Source organism: Bacillus sp. S3 (assembly GCF_005154805.1).
Lineage (GTDB): Bacteria > Bacillota > Bacilli > Bacillales > Cytobacillaceae > Neobacillus.
Genome location: NZ_CP039727.1, coordinates 1,566,823 through 1,582,811 on the forward strand (window position 1 = coordinate 1,566,823; position 15,989 = coordinate 1,582,811).

General features: G+C 38.7%; 17 protein-coding genes. 12 read left to right on the forward strand and 5 right to left on the reverse strand.

What is annotated here, in order from left to right; translation table 11 throughout:
- Positions 1-35 precede the first annotated feature (35 nt).
- A complete protein-coding gene (locus tag FAY30_RS07490; RefSeq protein ID WP_149869282.1) occupies positions 36-734 on the reverse strand; it encodes a Crp/Fnr family transcriptional regulator in 699 nt (232 codons plus the stop codon).
- A 354-nt stretch (positions 735-1,088) separates the two neighbouring features.
- Between FAY30_RS07490 and moaA the strand changes: the two genes are divergently transcribed.
- Positions 1,089-2,105: a GTP 3',8-cyclase MoaA gene (moaA, locus tag FAY30_RS07495; RefSeq protein WP_149869283.1), complete on the forward strand. Its 1,017-nt coding sequence runs from the start codon at positions 1,089-1,091 to the stop codon at positions 2,103-2,105.
- 39 nt (positions 2,106-2,144) lie between these two features.
- On the opposite strand, the gene ric is transcribed toward moaA, so the two are convergent.
- A complete protein-coding gene (ric, locus tag FAY30_RS07500) occupies positions 2,145-2,843 on the reverse strand; it encodes an iron-sulfur cluster repair di-iron protein (protein ID WP_149869284.1) in 699 nt (232 codons plus the stop codon).
- 234 nt (positions 2,844-3,077) lie between these two features.
- On the opposite strand from ric, the gene glp reads away from it, so the two are divergent.
- The 3 genes from glp (at position 3,078) to FAY30_RS07515 (ending at position 5,730) form a co-directional block, all read left to right on the forward strand.
- The gene (gene glp, locus FAY30_RS07505; protein ID WP_149869285.1) at positions 3,078-4,343 is read left to right on the forward strand and encodes a molybdopterin molybdotransferase MoeA; all 1,266 of its coding nucleotides are present in this window, start codon (positions 3,078-3,080) and stop codon (positions 4,341-4,343) included.
- The gene (gene mobB / locus FAY30_RS07510; RefSeq protein WP_223820920.1) at positions 4,337-4,879 is read left to right on the forward strand and encodes a molybdopterin-guanine dinucleotide biosynthesis protein B; all 543 of its coding nucleotides are present in this window, start codon (positions 4,337-4,339) and stop codon (positions 4,877-4,879) included. The genes glp and mobB overlap by 7 nt, the downstream gene beginning before the upstream one ends.
- 122 nt (positions 4,880-5,001) lie before the next feature.
- Complete coding sequence (locus tag FAY30_RS07515) at positions 5,002-5,730, forward strand: YwiC-like family protein (protein ID WP_149869287.1); 729 nt, start codon at positions 5,002-5,004, stop codon at positions 5,728-5,730.
- 32 nt (positions 5,731-5,762) lie between these two features.
- Here the strand turns inward: FAY30_RS07515 and FAY30_RS07520 are convergent, their stop codons facing one another.
- The gene (locus tag FAY30_RS07520; protein WP_149872632.1) at positions 5,763-6,437 is read right to left on the reverse strand and encodes a Crp/Fnr family transcriptional regulator; all 675 of its coding nucleotides are present in this window, start codon (positions 6,435-6,437) and stop codon (positions 5,763-5,765) included.
- Between the two features lie 293 nt (positions 6,438-6,730).
- Here FAY30_RS07520 and FAY30_RS07525 point away from each other — a divergent pair, with 293 nt between their 5' ends.
- Together FAY30_RS07525 and clpB are read left to right on the forward strand one after the other, a co-directional pair.
- Positions 6,731-6,910: a YjzC family protein gene (locus tag FAY30_RS07525; protein WP_149869288.1), complete on the forward strand. Its 180-nt coding sequence runs from the start codon at positions 6,731-6,733 to the stop codon at positions 6,908-6,910.
- Positions 6,911-7,033: 123 nt separating this feature from the next.
- The gene (clpB, locus tag FAY30_RS07530; RefSeq protein WP_149869289.1) at positions 7,034-9,628 is read left to right on the forward strand and encodes an ATP-dependent chaperone ClpB; all 2,595 of its coding nucleotides are present in this window, start codon (positions 7,034-7,036) and stop codon (positions 9,626-9,628) included.
- 46 nt (positions 9,629-9,674) lie between these two features.
- Here clpB and FAY30_RS07535 read toward each other — a convergent pair whose 3' ends face one another.
- On the reverse strand, positions 9,675-9,860 hold the full coding sequence (locus FAY30_RS07535) for a YjzD family protein (RefSeq protein WP_149869290.1): 186 nt from the start codon (positions 9,858-9,860) through the stop codon (positions 9,675-9,677).
- 184 nt (positions 9,861-10,044) lie between these two features.
- Here FAY30_RS07535 and FAY30_RS07540 point away from each other — a divergent pair, with 184 nt between their 5' ends.
- The 4 genes from FAY30_RS07540 to FAY30_RS07555 all read left to right on the forward strand — a co-directional run bounded on the left by FAY30_RS07540 (position 10,045) and on the right by FAY30_RS07555 (position 13,050).
- On the forward strand, positions 10,045-10,767 hold the full coding sequence (locus tag FAY30_RS07540; RefSeq protein WP_149869291.1) for an alpha/beta fold hydrolase: 723 nt from the start codon (positions 10,045-10,047) through the stop codon (positions 10,765-10,767).
- Between the two features lie 82 nt (positions 10,768-10,849).
- The gene (locus tag FAY30_RS07545; protein ID WP_149869292.1) at positions 10,850-11,686 is read left to right on the forward strand and encodes a hypothetical protein; all 837 of its coding nucleotides are present in this window, start codon (positions 10,850-10,852) and stop codon (positions 11,684-11,686) included.
- A gap of 193 nt (positions 11,687-11,879) precedes the next feature.
- Positions 11,880-12,827: a BMP family ABC transporter substrate-binding protein gene (locus tag FAY30_RS07550; RefSeq protein WP_149869293.1), complete on the forward strand. Its 948-nt coding sequence runs from the start codon at positions 11,880-11,882 to the stop codon at positions 12,825-12,827.
- A 19-nt stretch (positions 12,828-12,846) separates the two neighbouring features.
- Entirely contained in the window at positions 12,847-13,050 is a 204-nt protein-coding gene (locus tag FAY30_RS07555) for a ComZ family protein (protein WP_149869294.1), read from the forward strand.
- Positions 13,051-13,068: 18 nt separating this feature from the next.
- On the opposite strand, the gene FAY30_RS07560 is transcribed toward FAY30_RS07555, so the two are convergent.
- The gene (locus FAY30_RS07560; protein WP_149869295.1) at positions 13,069-13,359 is read right to left on the reverse strand and encodes a hypothetical protein; all 291 of its coding nucleotides are present in this window, start codon (positions 13,357-13,359) and stop codon (positions 13,069-13,071) included.
- Positions 13,360-13,567: 208 nt separating this feature from the next.
- On the opposite strand from FAY30_RS07560, the gene FAY30_RS07565 reads away from it, so the two are divergent.
- The gene (locus FAY30_RS07565; protein ID WP_149869296.1) at positions 13,568-14,500 is read left to right on the forward strand and encodes a beta-ketoacyl-ACP synthase III; all 933 of its coding nucleotides are present in this window, start codon (positions 13,568-13,570) and stop codon (positions 14,498-14,500) included.
- Between the two features lie 47 nt (positions 14,501-14,547).
- Positions 14,548-15,786: a beta-ketoacyl-ACP synthase II gene (fabF, locus tag FAY30_RS07570; protein WP_149869297.1), complete on the forward strand. Its 1,239-nt coding sequence runs from the start codon at positions 14,548-14,550 to the stop codon at positions 15,784-15,786.
- Positions 15,787-15,989 lie beyond the last annotated feature (203 nt).

The following is a 15,989-nucleotide window of genomic DNA, read 5'->3' on the forward strand; positions in this document are numbered from 1 at the left end:
AGGCTGCCTCATTTTGAGACAGCCTTGTTAAAAGATTATTCAATATTGCAATAAATAGCTGAGCAATTTTCACAGCCGATTTCATCCTTTAAATATTGTAAATCCAAAATTGATATCTTTCCTTTTTTTATGGAAATAATTTTGTCACGCTTTAACTCACTTAGGATACGATTCGTACTTTCACGAGAGGTACCGCAGAAATTAGCCAGTTCCTGATTGGTTAATGGCAGGTCAATTAAAATTTCACTTCCTTTTTCAATTCCGTAGCTATTGGACATCCGAATAAGGGTCGAAAATAAAGCACCGCGTTTCCCATTTAAAACAAGGTCTCGGAATTTTGTTTGTGTTTTCCGGAAGTGATCGCTCATCCATTTCATAAATTCAAACGCTAGCTTGCTATTTTGGAAAATTTCACTTTCAATCACATCTTTTTTGATTGCAGCAATTTCTCCTTCTTCGAGAACCTTAGCACTTAATAAATATCGGGGATTGTCGGTAAAAAGAGTTAATTCGCCGCATATATCATTTGCACCGCAAATGCGGAGGGAAAGTTCACGGCCGTCGGATGTGATTTTACTAATTTGAATTTTACCAGAAATAATAATGTAAAGCTCCTCTGCTAACATCCCTTCTTGAAAAAGGAAAGATCCTCTTTCACTTCTAAATTTCCGGTCTGCAAATCTAAGTAATTCTTTTATCTCAATGGAATGGGTTGGTTTCATTGTCGTCATCATTTGATTCACCTCAAGGGTCATATTGTAAAGAGTCAGTTTTTCTTCTTCGTTAGTCTCATTAGTAACATTTTATCCTAAGACAAGGTAAAAAAATGAAGTAAACAATGACAATATAGTGAAAACTTGAGTGGGATTTGGAAAGTAATAATGGAACTATTGTATTATATTATGGAGAGAAGGAAAAAAAGGTGGATAAAGATTTCCAAAACAATCATTTCTTCACCAGCAAACATCTGTTAAGATAAGAATAATATTAAAAAGTATTTTAATAGTGAATAAAGTAACAGTATTTTTGGGTAAACCCTGTTACACTAAATATAAATTGCTTCTTTAACAATAATGGAGTTGATATAAATGGAAAAGACCATTATTAAAGATAAATTAAATAGACCATTGCGTGACTTAAGAATTTCGGTCATCGACCGCTGTAATTTTCGCTGCCAATACTGTATGCCTGCTGATCAATTCGGTCCCGATTTTGAATTTCTACCCCGAAGCGCCTTGCTGACATATGAAGAAATTGAACGTCTTGGAAAAATATTTGTTCGTTTAGGGGTAGAAAAAATTCGCTTAACAGGCGGAGAACCGCTGCTTCGAAAGGATATGCCGATTCTTGTCAAAAAACTATCTGCGATTGAGGGATTAAGTGACATCGGCTTAACAACTAATGGCGTTCTGCTGCCGAAATTGGCTGGTGAGTTAAAAGCTGCCGGTCTCAAACGGGTAAATGTCAGCCTCGATACGTTAAACGATGAACTGTTTGGACAAATTAATGGACGCGGTGTTGGTACTGGACCTGTATTAGAGGGAATTGAGGCTGCTAAACAAGCGGGTCTTGGGGTCAAAATCAATATGGTTGTAAAAAAAGGCCTAAATGATACCGAGATTATCCCAATGGCCGAATACTGCAAAAATCATGGTTTAGAGCTTCGGTATATCGAGTTTATGGATGTCGGCTCGACAAACGGTTGGAAGATGGATGATGTTGTGACTAAAAAGCAGATGTATCTTTTATTAAAAGAGCATTTTGAACTCCAGCCCGTTGATCCGGCATATTTCGGGGAAGTTGCAAAGCTTTATAAGTATAAAGATGCTGATGTGAATGTCGGCTTTATTACTTCTGTTTCCGAGTCATTCTGTTCAAGCTGCACACGTTCACGTCTGTCTGCAAATGGTCAGATTTTCACCTGCTTATTTAATGGAAATGGCCATGATATTCGAAACTTCATGAGAAATGGAGCAACAGATGAGCAAATAGCTGATCGGATTACTGCTATATGGAATGGCAGAGACGATCGATATTCAGATGAAAGAACAGAAGAAACGAATAAAAATCGCAAAAAAATAGAAATGTCCTATATTGGTGGTTAAAAAACACAGCCCGCTTTGACCTAAGCGGGCTGTTGTTAATTATGCTAAATAGCGAGGGAAGAGTATGTTATTTTCTAGATGGACATGCATGAACGTTAATCCTTCTAATGCTTCCAATCGGGCATAAACTAAACGGTATGTTCCACAGGCATCCAATGGCAGCTCAAAGTCAGATGTTACTTCACGAATTTGTCTCAAAATTTCACCCGCATGGTCATGTTCCTTTTCAAGTTCAACAATCATGGCAATGGCTTCTTCGCGATTTTCAACTGTTCCGTCTGCCAGCTGTTTAATTAATGGGAAGACGACAGCTTCTTCCTTTTCCATATGTTCAATTAATTCTTTTTTGAATTCATAAAAAAGCTCATTCACTTTTAATAACTCTGGGTGGTTATCGCCATGCACACGAGATACTTTGGTCACATAGGGGCTAAGCATCGCTAATTCTTCTTCCGATACACGATGGTAATTATTAATTACGTGATCAATAATTGTATTGGAATCGGAATCAGTCCATACTTCTACATCTTTTTCGGTGTTCTCGTATTTTTCAAAAACCACGTTTAATTCTTCCATTAATGTGTTCATATCAAGTCCGTTTTGATCTACAGCTTGTGATAATGGAATGTTTCCGCCGCAGCAGAAGTCAATCCGGTTCTTTTTAAACACATCACTTGTTTTTGGCAATTCGTTTACAATATCTTTAACTAATGAATTTTCGGTAATGGTGAAAGTCATAATACATTCCTCCTAAAATTTTTTAAATGTTTGTATCTGACTTAAGCATAATTGAAAATGAATCTTAATTAGGTGACCTACATCACACATCCACTATGATTTTTCATTTTTTCCTTCAATTTGTAACATTTGATATGTTAGCAAGTTTTCAATAGGATTATAATGGATAGGAGCCCTAAACTATTAGTACATATTTGAAAAAAATGAAACGTTTTAAGGCAGGAGCTGATGAAATTGTTAGAGAGAAGAAAACCGATTCCGATTGGGGAAGCAGTTGAAAAAATTATGGCCCATCAATTACATGGGATAACGGAATATGTTTCAATAAATGAAAGCTTTGGCCGTTTTTTGTCAGAGGACTTGATCGCGACAAGTGATGTGCCTCATTTTAATCGGGCACCATATGATGGTTTTGCTGTCAGGTCGATTGATACCCTTTCGGCCTCACAGTCCCATCCAGTCGAGTTTGAAGTGATTGACCACATTGGTGCCGGAGCGGTGTCAACAAAGGTTGTGGGCAAAAATCAGGCTGTCAGAATTATGACAGGGGCGATGATGCCAGAAGGAACAGATGCTGTCGTCATGTTTGAAGTTGCAAAGGACTACGAAAAAGACGAAACGCCCTATATGTCGATAAAACGAAGCTTTAACAAGGGAGAAAATGTTTCCTTTATAGGTGAAGATGCTAGAGAAGGAGAAGTATTGGTAAATAAGGGAACTTTAGTAAATCCGGGTATCCAAGCCATGCTGGCTACCTTCGGCTATAAGGATGTCCCTGTGGCGAAAAAACCGATTGTCGGTTTGTTTGCAACTGGTACTGAACTTTTAGAAGTAGAAGAAGAACTCGTGCCGGGGAAAATTCGCAACAGTAATTCCCATATGATTGCCGCCCAAATCGAAAGAGCCGGTGGTGTGGTTAAATATTTTGGAAAACTGCCCGATGAATTTGATACATGCTTTGATGCTGTACTAGAAGGGTTAAATGAAGTTGATTTATTAATTACAACAGGCGGAGTATCGGTAGGGGACTTTGATTATCTTCCTGCCATTTATGAAAAATTAGGTGCCGAGGTGTTTTTCAATAAAGTAGCAATGCGCCCAGGCAGTGTGACGACAGTAGCCGGATATAAGGGGAAGATTTTGTTCGGTCTTTCTGGTAATCCATCTGCTTGTTATGTTGGCTTTGAATTGTTTGCCCGCCCAATTATTCGAAAAATGTTATTTTCTGAAAAACCCCATTTAAGGAAAGAAAAGGCCTTACTTGAAGTGGACTTTCCAAAAGCGAATCCATTTACAAGATTTGTTCGCAGCTCCACGTTTATCGAGGAAGGCAGGCTCAAAACAACACCAAGTGGTCTAGACAAATCCAATATCATCATGAGCCTTGCTGGTGCAAATTCGTTAATGATTCTTCCAGGCGGAACTAGAGGCTTTACAGCAGGCTGTGATGTAGAGGTGCTTATGCTTGAAGATCAGACCGGAAGCGAGTGGCCGTGGTAAAACCGATTATTTTTCAAGTGGTTGGTTATCAAAATAGCGGAAAAACTACCCTTACTTCCAAGCTCATCGAAAAACTGTCAACAAATCGATTAACAACGGTGACAATTAAACATCACGGACATGGCGGTAAGCCCGATGCTGCAGAAAAAAAAGACACAACAAAACACTTGTCAGCAGGAGCGATTGCCACCCTTGTTGAAGGAGATGGCAGGCTGATTCTTCAAGCAGAACCATGTGCATATAGTTTAAAAGAACAGATCGAGTTGATGCACTATTTTCAGACAGACGTCATTTTAGTCGAAGGATATAAGCAGGAAAATTACCCAAAGCTTGTTCTAATGAAAGAAAAACAGGATTTAACGTTATTAGATATTGTAAACAATGTTCAAGCCGTGGTATTCTGGGAGGCTGAAATGATGGACATCATTTCAGCCAAACTGGATGTGCCGATCTTTCATATCGATGATGAAGCAGTCATAAGTTGGACCGTTCAACAAATCAAAAACTTTGTTAATGAGATCGGCCATAAATGTTAATAAAGTTGTCAAATAAGAGAAGGCGAATGCCTTCTTTTTTGCTTTATCATGTGATGCTCTTCACATTTTTTTCTACTGTCCTAATTTATAGTATAGGTAAGCAGGAATGAGGAGTGAAAGCGATGAAATTATTTTTACCGAAACAACATGGTGCTTGGGCAATGTTGATCATCCCTTTTTGGCTTGGGGTAATAGATGGAGGATTCCTCTGGAGGCATATCCCATTTTTTGTTGGCTGGCTTTTATTGTACTTGGCAACATATCCAATGCTGCTATTGTTTAAAAAGAAAAAGCTCACTTTTTATACAAAGTGGTCGCTAATCTATTTAGTGCCGGCTTTATTGCTGTTATTGCTACCACTATTGGAAAGGCCGTCTATTGTATTCTTTGGCCTGCTAATGATCCCTTTTTTTATTATTAATGCTTACTTTACCGCAAAAAATCAAGATCGTGCTTTTATGAACGATTTAAGCGCTGTTTTTGCCTTTTCAATTGCCGGCTTAGCGGGTAGTTATTTAGGGAGAGGTGCTGTTTCATTTGAGACCATTATTTTTCCCTTTTTAACATCTGTGCTATTTTTTATCGGCTGTACGTTTTACGTCAAATCCATGATTAGGGAAAAGAAAAATACGAAATTCAAATGGATTTCTTGGGCCTACCATCTACTGCTTGTTGCTGCATGGATTGCGGCCGGCTATTGGATTGCAGCACTTAGTTTTATTCCGAGTTTACTTCGGGCAATTCTTTTTTATGGAAAGAAATTATCACCAAAGCAAATTGGTATTTACGAAATAATTAATTCGGTGCTCTTTTTCATCATCATTGCCATACAAATAGTGATCTTAAAATAAAAAAATCGGTCGTAATGACCGACTTTTTTTATTTAGTCAACCTTGCAAATTTCTATTGGACAATCTTCACAATCAATTTCACGTTTTAAATAATCCAAGTCATGAATGGTGATTGACCCTTTATCAATGGAGATTATTCCTATTTTTCGTAAATCACTTAGCAGACGATTTACGACTTCACGAGAGGTTCCGCAGAAGTTCGCCAGCTCCTGATTCGTTAACGGTAACTCAACTAAAATTCCCTTATTCGTTTTAACCCCATAGCTATTACTTATTCGAATTAAGGTTGAATATAATGCACCCTTTTTTCCATGAAGAACTAAATCGCGAAACTTGGTTTGTGTTTTACGATATTGCAAACTCATCCATTTAATGAATTCCAATGAAAGAGGGAGATTTTGTGAAAGTTTTTCCTCAAGAACATCCTTCATGATTACCGCCACCTCACCACTCTCCACAACACGTGCACTTAATAAATATCGTGAAGAAGGGGAGAATAAATTTAATTCGCCGACAAAGTCTCCTTTGGAGCACATTCTTAGTGTAAGCTCTCTTCCATCGGGAATAATCTTACTAATTTGAAGAATCCCGCTTTGTACGATGTATAATTCATCTGCTCGCGATCCTTCTTGAAAAAGAAAACTCCCTTTTTCAATCTTTTTCATATGGTGAACCGTATCAAAGAGGTGTGACAACGTTACGGGCATTTCTGTTACTATCTGCATACGACTAACCACCTTAAAGGTTCGAATTAATTTTAAAAAATAAATGCCAGCAAAGGTTTGATTTACAGGATATTACTATAATTATATTGTTAACTAAGAATAATTAGCAATAAATGTGGAATAAGTTCATACAATCGTCAAAAAGTAGTTACATGGGATTGGGATATATTCCTTAGGAAATAATGTCGACTGCTGATGGAATTTGAAAGAAATTCCTATAATGGACAAACCTAAAATGGAAATAATAATAATGTAGATGAGAAGGAGGGAAAAATGTGGGACAAAATCGTCAGTTTAAATCAGGAAAAAAGGCTCCAAATAATGGTGTGTATATAGAAGTTGGTGAAACGGGTGATAATGTGCTTAACCCTAAAAAAATTAAGCTAAAAGCTGGGGATCCATTTCCCGAAACATCAAATGATGAAAGGGTTTGGACTTATCAAAGAAAACCTTAATTAGTAAATATGGAAAGTCATCCAAACGGATGGCTTTTTCTATGTGAAAAATTTTACTTCTATTTAGAAAGTGTCTTATAATAAAAGAAAAGGTCAAAAATGGTCAGAAGGGGTGTCGATAAAGTGGACTTAAACCGAATGACGGAGCGTTTACAAAAAGGGATTATGGAGGCACAGACCTTAGCGGTTAAAGAAAATCATCAAGAAATTGATGAATCTCATTTGTTTTTATCTCTTATGAATCAAGAGGACAGTCTCATTACTTCTATTATAGAAAAGGCTGGATTACAGTCAGAACAAGTGAAGAAAAAACTGTTGGAATCTTTGTCAAAGAAACCGCAAGTTACGGGTTCAGGAGTGGAACAAGGAAAACTGTATATAACGGCTAAGCTGCAAAAATTATTGGTCAGCGCCGAAGAATTTGCCACGAAATTCGCCGATGAATATATTTCAGTTGAGCACTTCCTCTTAGCCGCAGCCCACACAAATGATTCGGAAATGAAAAAGATTCTGCAAGCATTTGGGCAAACACCTGAAACCGTTTTAAATGCTATAAAAGAAATAAGGGGGAACCAAAGAGTGACATCACAAAATCCAGAAGCAGGATATGAAGCTCTTAAAAAGTACGGCAGAGATCTTGTCGCCGAAGTAAAAGCCGGTAAAATGGACCCAGTCATCGGCAGGGATACGGAAATTCGCAATGTGATCCGGATTTTATCAAGAAAGACAAAGAACAATCCAGTATTAATCGGTGAACCGGGTGTAGGAAAAACCGCCATTGTCGAAGGATTAGCACAAAGGATTGTGAGGAGGGATGTTCCAGAGGGCTTAAAGGATAAAACGATTTTTTCACTCGATATGAGTTCGTTGATTGCCGGAGCTAAATTTAGGGGTGAATTTGAAGAGCGACTAAAGGCCGTTTTAAACGAGATTAAAAAAAGTGAAGGGCAAATTTTACTGTTCATTGATGAAATTCATACCATTGTAGGAGCCGGAAAAACGGAAGGTGCGATGGATGCCGGCAATATGTTGAAACCGATGCTGGCACGCGGTGAGCTTCATTGTATCGGAGCAACTACACTTGATGAGCACAGAAAGTATATTGAAAAGGATCCGGCACTTGAACGCAGATTTCAACAGGTACTTGTCCAAGAACCGAATGTAGAGGATACCATCTCCATATTAAGGGGCTTAAAAGAAAGATTTGAAGTCCATCATGGTGTTAAGATTCACGATCATGCGCTCGTGGCAGCAGCTACGTTATCAGATCGCTATATTACTGATCGATTTTTGCCCGATAAAGCGATTGATCTTGTTGACGAAGCATGTGCCTTGATTCGCACTGAAATTGATTCGATGCCAACGGAACTTGATGAGGTGACTCGCAGGGTGATGCAGTTGGAAATTGAAGAGGCGGCATTACGTAAGGAGAGCGATGAAGGCAGTAAAGTACGGCTCGAAGCACTTATAAAGGAACTTGCCGATTTAAAAGAACAGGCGAATGCGATGAAGGCAAAATGGCTGCAAGAGAAACAAGGAATACAGAAAGTCCAGGAAAAAAGAGAGCAGTTAGAAAAGCTTCGCCGGGAGCTGCAGCAGGCTGAAGATCAATATGATTTAAACCGTGCAGCAGAACTAAGGCATGGTCAAATTCCGCTGGCAGAAAAAGAACTTAAACAATTAGAAAATGGGGCGGAAAAGGACGAACGGCTGCTTAGAGAGGAAGTTACCGGCGAAGAAATTTCAAATATTGTTTCAAGATGGACAGGAATACCTCTCTCTAAACTGGTTGAAGGGGAGAGAGAAAAACTTTTAAAATTAGAATCCATTTTACATGAAAGAGTCATTGGGCAAGACGAAGCGGTGAATCTTGTTGCAGATGCTGTTCTTCGCGCACGTGCCGGGATAAAAGATCCAAACCGGCCAATTGGATCATTTTTATTTTTAGGGCCGACGGGTGTTGGGAAAACGGAGCTGGCAAAGGCATTAGCAGAGTCGTTATTTGACAGCGCAGAACATATAATTCGAATAGATATGTCTGAATATATGGAAAAACATGCGGTTTCAAGGCTTATTGGCGCACCTCCTGGATATGTTGGTTATGAAGAAGGAGGGCAGCTGACGGAAGCTGTTAGAAGACGACCATATTCCGTTATCTTAATGGACGAAATTGAGAAGGCTCATCCTGAAGTGTTCAACATTCTTTTACAGGCATTGGATGATGGACGAATAACAGATTCACAAGGCCGTGTAGTCGACTTTAAAAACACAGTAATTATTATGACTTCCAATATTGGATCACAATTCTTACTTGAACGAAGTGAAAATGAGATTGAAATTTCAGAGGAAGCAAGAGAAAAAGTTATGACTCAGCTAAGAGGCCATTTCCGTCCGGAATTTTTAAATCGGATTGATGAAATCATCCTATTTAAGTCATTGTCATTAGGAGAAATAAAAAATATTGTTGTGAAAATGATGAAGGAACTGCAAAATCGGTTGAAACAACAGCAAATCGATATTTCAATTAGCGAGGATGCGAAAGAATTCATTGCGGTAAATGGCTTTGATCCGATCTACGGTGCAAGACCGCTGAAACGGTATATCCAAAGAAATATTGAAACAAAGCTTGCACGTGAAATCATAGCAGGCAGGGTACATGATCAATCAACAGTGGAGATCATGATAAAAGATGGGGAAGTGGTGGTTCAGGTAAAATAAGAAAGAAAAAGGTCGTCCAATAACTTGGAAGACCTTTTCTCCTATTTTAATGATTCTTTACAGGCTCTCTTGGAATAACAGAAGCAGCAATGAAAATCAAAACAGTAACACCAAGAGATACAATAACGCCTGGCATAAATTCAAATTTTGCACCTGGAGTCATAGAACTAACAACATATGTAAGCATTTGCACTAATAGAAATGACCAGAAGAAGGTCCAAAAAAATCGCACTATTTTTCACCTCTTACTTATTTTTCATCAATGTTAATACTACCATACGCGGTAAAAAAAATATAGATAAAATCAATTTCTGAAATAACTTTTCAAGTCATTCGGAAAAATGGGCAAACTCCCTTTCATCTTTTGTGAAATGACATACAATATGTTGAGGAAATATGTAAAAGGAGATTTAGCAATGGAAAATCGCAATTTTCAGATGGATACCCAATGGAATATCATTCATTACCCCGAAAAGCCAACAGGATTTGGGATCTTAATCATTGGAGATGAAAGGCATTTTGTGGACGAGAGCAAATGCTTTTGGACACAAAACGAAGGAAAGCTAGCCATCATTGATGAATTAAAAGATGCAGGGTACACCATTTTTTCCTCAAATCTTTATGGGCGAAATTGGGGGAGCGATAAAGCTGTTGAACTTGCTCAAAGGTTGTATCAGCATGTGATTCGCAGCGAAATCCTAAATAATAAAATTCATATTTTGGCGGAAGGTATGGGAGCGCTGGTCGCGGTCAGGTTAATGGAGAAAATGAAGGGAAGCATCAGGTCGGTAATCCTGCTTAATCCTATTCTTTCCTTAAAGCATCACCTTGAACAAGAAAAGGAACATAAATTTTTTTATAAAAAATTACTGAGAGAATTAACTGCAGCACATAATACGGAACAAACATGGATTGAAGGGGCCATAAACAGCATGGAGGAATTCGTAAACATGGAGTCTGGATGTCCCGTTAAGATCATTCATGTCCTAGCCGGTGGAAAATCATATAACCAATCGAAATTATACCAACAAATTATCAAATCTCCTGAAATTAATCCTACTTTTATTCTTCCAGAAAAAAAACCACAGCTTGGAAAAATTTTCATCAAGTTTTTGAACAGCCATGAAACTGAACTGTAAGTCTGGTTCCTCCTCAAATAGAAATAATTCCTTAATGAATGGCATAGGATTCATTAAGGCGAGTTTGGGGAGGAAAATTTTAATGGACAAGGCTATTATTTTTGGAATATACAATTTTGTTAGTTTTCACGCATGTAAAACGCTCCTGAATAAAGGAATCGAAGTGATCGGTGTTCAACTAGATGAACAAGAAAAAAGTCCATTACTCGAGGAAAAAAGGTTTGAGGTGGGAAGAAATGCGAACTTTAGCGAAAACCCTTTGTCTAAGTGGGCAAACAGACGGGAAGAAGAGAAGGCTGAAACAGTCATTCTATTTCCTATTTACGATTTATATATGCTGAGGAATGAAAAAATTTTGCAGCACGATCAAGTGGCAAAATCAATCATCCAATATATGGAGAGCAATAAAGACAATACGGAAATTGTATTCATACTTCCTATTCAACTGCTTAGAGCTAACAGTATAGAGGCCATCGGAACTTTCATAGAAAAAATAAAGGGATTAGCAAAGAAGGTTCAATGGTTTTATGTACCAGCTATTTACGGTCCTTGGCAGCCACAGACATTTCTGTATCACCAGGCTATCCTTTCTACCTTTCAAAAGGCAGAAATCAGAAAAGATGAAAGAGAATGGACGGGTGATGTTCTGTATATTGATGATGCAATTAATACCATTATTAACACAGTTGAAACTGAGAATTCCGGGCGTTTTATTGTTGAAAGCGGGAAGAATAATTATTGGGCTAATTGTGCCGCTTTTCTCCAAATAGATGAGAAATTAATGGACATCAGCCGTAATGAACCGTTGCAATTGGATCATCAAATTGTTAAGCTCCCTGTTAAAAACGTAACACCATTTGCGGATTCCATCACAAAACAGATAGACCATGTCCAACGTGTATTTCAAAACGGATGCTAAATAATGAGTTAATTAGACAAACTGAATCATGGGAAAGTAGTAGTGCACGAAATTTGTCTTTTCAATTATTTGTTCAAAGGGTAGAATAAAAGGAACCAGACGTTTTCTTCGCTTTTGATTCAATTTTTAAAAAAAGTAATCTTAGATAGAAACATGTGATGGAAGTGGCTGCGGTAATAAAGGAGTGCGTAGAATGTTTAACCGGTTGGGAATCATTCTTTTATGTCTTCTTTTACTTGGGGCTTGCGGGGAAACAAAGACGACAGGCAATTTACAGAAGGTTGGCTTGTTAGTTCCTGAAACAGTAAATGACCAAGTATGGGGAACAAAAGGCTATAAGGGAATGTTAAAAATACAATCCAAATTTAATGTGGATGTATTTTATAAAGAAGGAATGAATTCACAGGCTGTTGTTGAACGAGCAGTGAAGGAATTTGAGCAAAAAGGGGTCAATCTGATCTTTGGACATGGTTCAGAGTATGCAGAATACTTTAATAATATTTCGGAAGACTATCCTAAAATTCACTTTGTCAGTTTTAATGGCGATGCAAAGAACCCAAACACAACAAGCCTGAACTTTAAGGCACATGCGATGGGCTTTTTTGGCGGCATGGTTGCGGCTCATATGTCTAAAACTAATAAAGTAGGAGTTTTAGCAGCATATGAATGGCAGCCTGAAATTGAAGGTTTTTATCAAGGTGCGATGGCTGAAAATAATCAAACACATGTAAGTATAGAATACGTCGGAAATTGGGATGATGAAAAAAAGGCTACTCAACTAGCCAATCAAATGTTGAAACAAGGTGTCGATGTTGTATACCCTGCCGGGGATGGTTTTAATGTTCCTGTTATTGAACAGGTGAAGGAACAGGGATCCTATGTGATTGGCTATGTTTCAGACCAGTCTGACCTTGGGGAATCAACTGTATTAACAAGCACTATTCAACAGGTCGATACATTATATGAAAAGGTTGCTGAACAATATAACGAGGGGAAGTTAAAAGCAGGTAATCTTTCATTTGATTTTCAAGACAATGTCATTTCTCTAGGTAAATTTAGCCCGTTAGTTTCAAAAGACTTTATAGGAAAAATGAATCTGAAAATTGAACAATATAAAGAAACAGGAAAATTACCCAAATAATTTTTTAAAAGGAGTACATATGAATAATCAAGATAAGACATTACAATTTATGCAGATTGCGATGAAATACCTGCCTGAAGCGAAAACCCAATTAGACCAATCTGGGGTTGAATTATCAATGGAATTAATTGAGCCATTTATGAACCTGTTTACAAAAGTAATGCATGAAGCCTATGAGCTTGGCAGAGAAGATGCGTTAACTGAATTAGAAATGAGGAAATAAGCTGCTCCTAACGGCAGCTTATTTCTTTTTCCAAAGTTGTTCGACAAATGGATAAATTTTATGAAATAAGGGTTTTAGTCCTCGGACAGATTCCATTAGAGTATCGATATTCATCATTAGCTCTTCATAATTAATTGTGGATTGGTTATGAGTATGTTCTTGCCGATGATGATTTGTTTGATGATGCGGATTGTGTTCTCTTCTATGACCAAACATAAAACTGGTGAACCGATCCTGTTCAAGCTCCCCTAAATCTTCTTTTTCCTCAGGGTCATTCCACTCTAGCTCCTGTTGCTCCCTATCTTCCATTCCATAGGCGCCTCCTTTCTGAAAGGATCACTTAAATTAGAATATGTTTAAATGAATAAAAGGAATGTACATTAGCGGAGGATAAAAACGAAGAAATAGTTGCTTAAAATAGGATTTATTTGATAACATTAGTACCAAGTCATAATAATTGATATTAAATCTTGGTGAATAAAGAAGCAAGTTAGAGAAATTAAAGGAGTTGGAACCTTTGAGAGCTGGAATTATCGGAATGGGCAGGTATTTACCTGAAAAAATTGTAACTAATCATGATTTAGAAAAAGTAATGGATACCTCTGATGAATGGATTCGTACGAGAACAGGGATTGAAGAACGAAGAATTGCTGCAGATGATGTTAATACGTCAGACATGGCGTTTGCTGCTGCTCAAGAAGCCATACAAGCTGCTGGGATTACCGCGGAAGAGATTGATTTAATCTTAGTAGCAACGGTCACACCCGATTCACCGTTTCCATCCGTTGCCTGCCGGATTCAAGAACGATTAGGAGCGAAAAAGGCAGCTGCCATGGATGTCAGTGCAGCTTGTGCCGGCTTTATGTATGGAATTATCACTGCTAAACAATTTATTGAGTCCGAAGCCTATAAGTACGTACTAGTAGTTGGAGTTGAAAAACTTTCGAAAATTACCGACTGGAATGACCGTAATACCGCTGTATTATTTGGTGATGGTGCGGGGGCAGCTATTATCGGTCAAGTTTCAGATAACCGGGGAATCCTTTCCTTTGAACTCGGTGCTGACGGTACAGGTGCAAAACACCTTTATCAGGACGAATATATCATTATGAATGGCAGGGAGGTTTTCAAGTTTGCTGTAAGGCAGATGGGTGAGAGCTGTGTCCATGTTCTAGAGAAGGCAGGTTTAACGAAAGAGGATGTTGATTTTCTTATCCCGCACCAAGCCAATATTCGCATCATGGAGGCTTCAAGACAGCGATTAGAACTTCCTGAAGAAAAAATGTCAAAAACTGTTAATAAATATGGCAATACATCATCAGCATCGATCCCTATTTCTATTGTTGAAGAATTGGAAGCAGGAAAAATCAAAGATGATGACTTAATTGTTATGGTCGGCTTTGGCGGCGGATTAACATGGGGCGCAATCGCCATTCGCTGGGGCAAATAAAGAGAAATCATATAGGGAACAGTTAGTGTAGAAAAGGAGATGTAGAAATGGAAAAACGTAGGGTTGTAGTAACAGGCATCGGAGCGGTGACACCAATCGGAAACGATGCGGATACTACTTGGAAAGGGATATTGGAAGGAAAATCAGGCGTTGGGCCGATGACACGAGTGAATGCTGATGAATATCCTGCAAAAGTAGCGGCAGAAGTAAAAGACTTTAATCCGGAAAATTTTATGGAAAAAAAAGATGCCCGTAAAATGGACCGTTTCACCCAATTTGCTGTAGCAAGCGCAATTATGGCGGTTAAGGATGCCGATTTAACAATTAATGAAGATAATTCTCATCGTGTCGGAGTCTGGATTGGGTCCGGAATTGGTGGAATGGAAACATTTGAACAACAATTTGAGATATTCCAAAAACGGGGCTATAAGCGTGTTTCCCCATTCTTTGTACCGATGTTAATTCCTGATATGGCTACAGGTCAAGTTTCGATTACACTAGGAGCAAGAGGATTTAATTCCTGTACGGTTACCGCTTGTGCGACCGGTACGAATTCGATAGGAGATGCTTTTAAAGTAATCCAGCGTGGTGATGCAGATGTAATGGTATCCGGCGGGGCAGAAGCACCAATTACAAGAATGTCTGTTGCGGGCTTCTGTGCCAATACGGCTCTTTCCACAAATCCAGATCCGCAATCTGCAAGCAGACCTTTTGATAAAAACCGTGATGGATTTGTCATTGGTGAAGGGGCAGGAATTGTTGTCTTGGAGGAATTAGAGCACGCATTGGCCCGCGGTGCGAAAATCTATGCAGAAATCGTTGGTTACGGTGCAACAGGTGATGCATATCATATTACTGCACCTGCACCTGGTGGCGAAGGCGGTGCACGAGCAATGAAAATGGCAATTAACGATGCCGGACTAAATCCGGAAGAAATTGATTACTTGAATGCTCACGGTACTAGTACCGAATATAACGATAAGTTTGAAACACTTGCTGTTAAAGAAGTATTTGGAGAGCATGCATATAAGCTGGCCATGAGCTCAACCAAATCCATGACCGGTCATCTACTTGGTGCAGCGGGCGGTGTTGAAGCTATCTTTACCGTGCTGGCGATTAGAGACAGTATGCTGCCACCGACCATTAATTATGAAACACCGGATCCAGAGTGCGACTTGGATTATGTTGTTAATACAGCACGTTCGAAAGAAATTAAGGCAGCTATGAGCAACTCGCTTGGTTTTGGCGGTCATAATGCTACCATCGTCTTTAAAAAATACGAATAGAATTCGAAAACGGCCTGGCAGATGTCCTGGCCGTTTTTTTATTATGAGATATAAGAAATAATAAAATTCTGACCTTGAGAAATGTCCAGCTCCAGCACCCTAGCGGCTAGTGTCCTTCGCTCTCCGCCCTACGATAAGTCAACATCGAACCGCCTCCGGCTTTTCGTGTTTCCTTTATCTCAGTTGGAGTGCTCCAGGCCATA